Annotated in this window: 5 protein-coding genes; all 5 read left to right on the top strand. The window is 42.8% G+C overall.

From position 1 onward, the window contains the following. The first annotated feature begins 138 nt into the window (after nt 1-138). From larB to tsaA, 5 genes are read left to right on the top strand one after another with little or no spacing between them, the layout of a single operon-like run. A complete protein-coding gene (gene larB / locus RDS42_RS12270) occupies nt 139-903 on the top strand; it encodes a nickel pincer cofactor biosynthesis protein LarB (protein WP_308783913.1) in 765 nt (254 codons plus the stop codon). A 3-nt stretch (nt 904-906) separates the two neighbouring features. Next, on the top strand, nt 907-2,187 hold the full coding sequence (gene larC / locus RDS42_RS12275) for a nickel pincer cofactor biosynthesis protein LarC (protein ID WP_308783914.1): 1,281 nt from the start codon (nt 907-909) through the stop codon (nt 2,185-2,187). Nucleotides 2,188-2,194: 7 nt separating this feature from the next. Next, on the top strand, nt 2,195-3,046 hold the full coding sequence (locus RDS42_RS12280; RefSeq protein WP_308783915.1) for a patatin family protein: 852 nt from the start codon (nt 2,195-2,197) through the stop codon (nt 3,044-3,046). A gap of 39 nt (nt 3,047-3,085) precedes the next feature. Beyond that, on the top strand, nt 3,086-4,468 hold the full coding sequence (locus RDS42_RS12285) for a sodium:alanine symporter family protein (RefSeq protein ID WP_308783916.1): 1,383 nt from the start codon (nt 3,086-3,088) through the stop codon (nt 4,466-4,468). Between the two features lie 26 nt (nt 4,469-4,494). Further along, nucleotides 4,495-5,202: a tRNA (N6-threonylcarbamoyladenosine(37)-N6)-methyltransferase TrmO gene (gene tsaA, locus RDS42_RS12290; RefSeq protein ID WP_308783917.1), complete on the top strand. Its 708-nt coding sequence runs from the start codon at nt 4,495-4,497 to the stop codon at nt 5,200-5,202. Nucleotides 5,203-5,279: the final 77 nt, after the last annotated feature.

Here is a 5,279-nt window from a genome sequence, read left to right on the forward strand (position 1 = left end):
ATAGTTACTTCTATAGTACTGTACCGGAGTAAAGTCTAGATTGCTCAAAAATAGAGCTGACAGGAAGGGAAGATGCCGGAAGTATGCGGTCTGCATGCCGGCAGGCCCTTCCTTTTTTTATATGAGGTGACACAGAAAATGGAAGCAAGAGAAATTTTGACCAGATTTAAGCAGAATGAGATAACATTAGAAGAGGCGGAACGCTATTTCAGGAAAAAACCTTTTGAGGAAATGGAATATGCGAAACTGGATTCTTACCGTGAGATACGCAGTGGTTTTCCGGAAGTGATCTTCTGCAGCGGAAAGGCAGATGTTCATTTTAAGGAGATATTCAGAAAACTGTACGAGGAAAATGGAGAGGTGTTAGGAACCAGAGCATCACGGCATCAGTACCATCTGATAAAAGAACTGTTTCCTCAGGCGGAATATGACGAGATATCACATATCATCAAGATTGAGAAAAAGAAGAAAGAGAGAGTGGGAAAGATTGCTGTCTGTACAGCCGGAACGGCAGATATCCCGGTAGCGGAAGAAGCTGCCCAGACAGCAGAGTTTTTTGGATCACATGTAGAACGGATTTATGATGTAGGAGTCAGTGGGATTCACCGTCTTTTTTCACGGCTGGAAGTGATTCAGGAAGCAAATTGTGTGATTGCAGTGGCAGGAATGGAAGGAGCTCTTGCAAGCGTCCTAGGGGGGCTTGTAGACAAACCGGTAATCGCAGTGCCTACATCTGTAGGTTATGGGGCGAGCATGAATGGTCTTTCGGCGCTTTTGACAATGATCAATTCCTGTGCCAATGGGATTGCAGTAGTAAATATTGATAATGGCTATGGGGCAGGATATATTGCAACACAGATCAATCGACTGGGAGTCAGAGGAAAAGAAAACAGGCAGGAGTAATTTATGGGAAGAACATTATATTTAGAATGCAGTTCAGGAATCAGCGGAGATATGACAGTGGCAGCACTTTTGGATCTGGGAGCAGACAGAAAGTTTTTGGAAAAGTCTCTTTCCAGTCTGCATATAGGCGGATTTCAGACAGAAGTTACAAGAGTAAAAAAATCCGGACTGGATGCCTGTGACTTTCGGGTGATTCTTGATGAAGAACATGAAAATTATGATCATGATATGGAATATCTTCATGGACATCATAAAATATATGGAGAACATCACCATCATGAACATCATCATCACCATCAGCACAGAGGGATTCTGGAGATCCGAAAACTCATTCTGGAGTCAGAAATGACAGACCGGGCAAAAGAAATTGCAGTTTCTGTTTTTGAGATACTTGCCGAAGCAGAAGCAAAGGCTCATGGAACGGCCAGAGAAGAAGTGCATTTTCATGAAGTAGGAGCTGTAGATTCTATAGTGGATATCGCAGCAGCCGCTGTCTGCCTGGATGAATTGGACATTACAGATGTGATCGTTACAAAATTATATGAAGGAACAGGGACAGTTCGCTGCCAGCATGGGGTGATTCCTATACCTGTTCCGGCAGTGGTAAATATTGTTCAGGAGAAGGGGCTTTCTCTTCAGATAACAGACGTGGAGGGAGAACTGGTCACACCTACAGGTGCCGCTATTGCAGCTGCGATAAAAACATCCGATCATCTTCCAGAGGAATTTGCAATAGAAAAAATTGGCATAGGGGCAGGAAAAAGACAGTATGCCTGTCCGGGAATTCTGAGAGCTATGCTGATCCGGGAGAAAAGAACAGAAAAAAGCACACAGATTCTGGAACAGGACAGAATCTGGAAGCTGGAAACAAATGTGGATGACTGTACCGGAGAAGAGCTGGGAAATGTGATGCGCTTGTTGTTTGAAGCAGGAGCCAGGGATGTTTATTATACACCGGTTTATATGAAAAAAAATCGTCCTGCTTATGAACTTTCAGTTATTTGTGAAGAAAACCGGATTCCTTTTATGGAAGATATTATTTTTGAAGAGACAACGACTATCGGGATCAGAAGAAATTATATGAACCGGACCATACTGAAAAGAGAAATCAGCAGCGTATGTATAGATGGATTTCAGGCGAAAATTAAGATTTGTACGCTTCCCAATGGTCAGACACGCTGTTATCCGGAATATGACAGTGTAACTGCTTTTGCAGAAAAAAAACATATCAGTTACAGAGATGCATGGGAAAAAATCAGAGATTACTGGAAGAAAGAAAGGTGAGATATTCATGAAGACAGGACTGGTTTTGGAAGGTGGAGCGATGCGGGGAATTTACACGGCAGGTGTTCTGGATGTATTTATGGATCATCAGATACATTTTGACGGCGTGATCGGAGTTTCCGCAGGTGCTCTGCATGGCTGCTCTTTTGTTTCAGAACAGAAGGGAAGAAGTATACGATATTATAGGAATTACAGAAATGATAAACATTTTATGAGTTTCTGGAATCTGCTCCATACAGGGGAAGTGGTAGGAAAAAAATTCTGCTATCATGATATCCCGGAAAGACTGGATCCGTATGATTATGAGGCTTTTGTGAAATCGGATACGGCTTTTTATGCGGTTTGCACCAATCTGGAAACAGGAAAGGCAGAATATATACAGATCACAGATATGCTGAACCAGGTGGATGTGATGCGTGCCTCCGCTTCTATGCCCTATGTATCCCATATAGTTCCGTGGAAGGGGATGAAACTTCTGGATGGAGGATGTGCAGACAGTATTCCCGTTCATCAGTTTAAAAAAATGGGTTATGAGAAAAATGTGGTAGTGCTTACCAGAGAAGAGGGATTTATAAAAAAACCAGAGACTGTAAAGCTTGCAGAAATTTATTATCACAGATATCCGAAGTTTGTAGAGGCTTTAAAAACAAGACATGAGGTATATAACAGGACAATTGAGGATATTCATAGAATGGAACAGAATGGAGAGGTCTTTGTGATCCGGCCCAGCGAGAAGCTTACCATTGGAAGGATGGAAAGTGATCTTGAAGAAATACAGAGAGTGTATGATCTGGGAAGAAAAGATGCAGAAAAGTCTGTCTGCAGAATGAAAGAATGGATGAAAGGAGACAGCAGATAAAACGCCGAATAAAGGGGCAGATAAAAGGGAGGGGAAGTTATGCTTGATACGATTATTGATATGATCAATCAGATTGATAAGATGGTATGGGGATGGTGGATGATCATTCTGCTTTTGGGAACTCATATTTTTATGACTGTCAGAACAGGATTTATTCAGAGAAAGATTGGGAAAGCCATACGCTTATCCGTAACAAAAGATCTGGATGGAGAAGGGGAGGTAAGTCAGTTTGGCGCACTTGCAACAGCTCTGGCTTCAACAATTGGTACAGGAAACATCATTGGAGTTGGAACTGCCGTGGCTCTTGGCGGTCCCGGCGCTGTGTTTTGGTGCTGGATTACAGGTGTGTTTGGCATTGCTACTAAGTACAGTGAATCTCTGATTGCAGTGAAATATCGTATTAAGACAAAAGATGGACGAATGCAGGGCGGTGCCATGTATGCGCTGGAGAGAGGTCTGAATATGCGCTGGCTGGGGCTGATCTTTGCCTTTATGGGAGGATTTGCATCTTTTGGAATTGGCTGTGCGACTCAGGTAAATGCCATTGCAACTGTGTGCGAGGAAAATCTGCATATTGCACCTGCCATGGTGGGAATCGCAGTTGCAGTTCTGACGGCTCTTGTTATTTTTGGGGGCATTCGTTCTATTGCAAAGGTATGTGAAAAACTGGTGCCTTTTATGGCCGCTTTTTATGTGGTGGGCTGCGGGATTATTTTGGGTCTGAATTTTGATTTTATTATTCCTGCCGTGAAGACGATCTGCAGGCTTGCCTTTACTCCGGGAGCTGCTGCCGGAGGTCTTGTAGGAAGGGGAATTATGATGGCTATGCAGTATGGAATCGCCAGAGGTCTGTTTTCTAATGAATCCGGTCTTGGATCTGCTCCTATTGCAGCGGCTGCTGCACAGACAAGAAATCCTGTTCGTCAGGCACTGGTATCCAGCACAGGAACTTTTTGGGATACCGTGGTGGTCTGTCTGATGACAGGGCTTGTGCTTGTGACTAGCATCATGAAAAATCCAGCTATTGATATGGGAAATATTACAGATGGAGGAATTCTTACCACACTTGCATTTCAGCAGATTCCGATATTTGGACCACTGATCCTTGTGGTAGGCATCATTTCTTTTGCTTATTCCACAGTGCTGGGATGGGCTTACTATGGAGAGCGCTGTGTGGAATATTTTGCAGGCAGGAAAGGGTTGGTTCCATACAGGATTCTGTATATTTTAGTCGCTGCTGCAGCTCCGGTAGTTTCACTGAATCTTGTGTGGACGATCGCTGATATTCTGAATGCGTTGATGGCAATCCCAAATCTGATTGCGGTACTGCTTTTGTCAAATGTGATCGTAAGTGAGACGAAAAAATACATTCATGATCTTGACAAGAAGGATGATACACCGATAGAAACGATTGAAAGATAAAAGTCAGATTTTGGAGGAAAATAAGCATGCAGGAAAGATGCGTGGGACCAGAACTTAAGGTAATCGCAAGAATACACAATGATTTTCCGGAAAAATTTGGGATACCCCATCAGAGCAATTGGCTGAAAAAACAAAAGGCACAGATTATTTTTGAACCGGAATATCGGGTTGCGGAAGCATTTCGGGGAATAGAAGAATATGATTATATATGGCTGATCTGGCAGTTTTCTGAGGCTGCAGGAAAAAAATGGTCCCCAACAGTAAGACCGCCGCGGTTAGGCGGAAATATAAGAAAGGGAGTATTTGCTACCAGATCTCCTTTTCGCCCGAATAATCTGGGGCTTTCTTCCGTTCGGCTGGAAAAAGTAGAATTTCACCCGGAATTAGGACCGGTGCTTCATATTTGCGGTGCAGATCTTATGGACGGAACGCCTATATTTGATATTAAGCCGTATTTGCCTTATGTAGATGGACATCCGCAGGCATCGGGAGGATTTACAGACAGGATAAAAGATCATCGGCTCAAGGTGGAATTTCCGGAAGAGTATCTAAAAGAAATTCCAAAAGAAAAAAGAAAAGCGTTGGAGGAGGTACTGGAAAATGATCCTCGTCCAGGATATCAGGAAGATCCTGAAAGAATTTACGGGCTTGCATATGGGAAGAAAAATATAAATTTTTATGTAAAAGACGGAGTGCTGACCGTATGTGGTGTATCAGATTATAAAAAATCATGACGAAAATAACGTTTGGTCAGAGAAATGTCACTAAAATAAAAGAAATACTTGCAAAACAACCCTTTTTTCAATAAAAT

It is taken from the genome of uncultured Blautia sp. (genome assembly GCF_902497045.1).
In the GTDB taxonomy this organism is placed as follows: Bacteria; Bacillota; Clostridia; order Lachnospirales; family Lachnospiraceae; genus Blautia_A.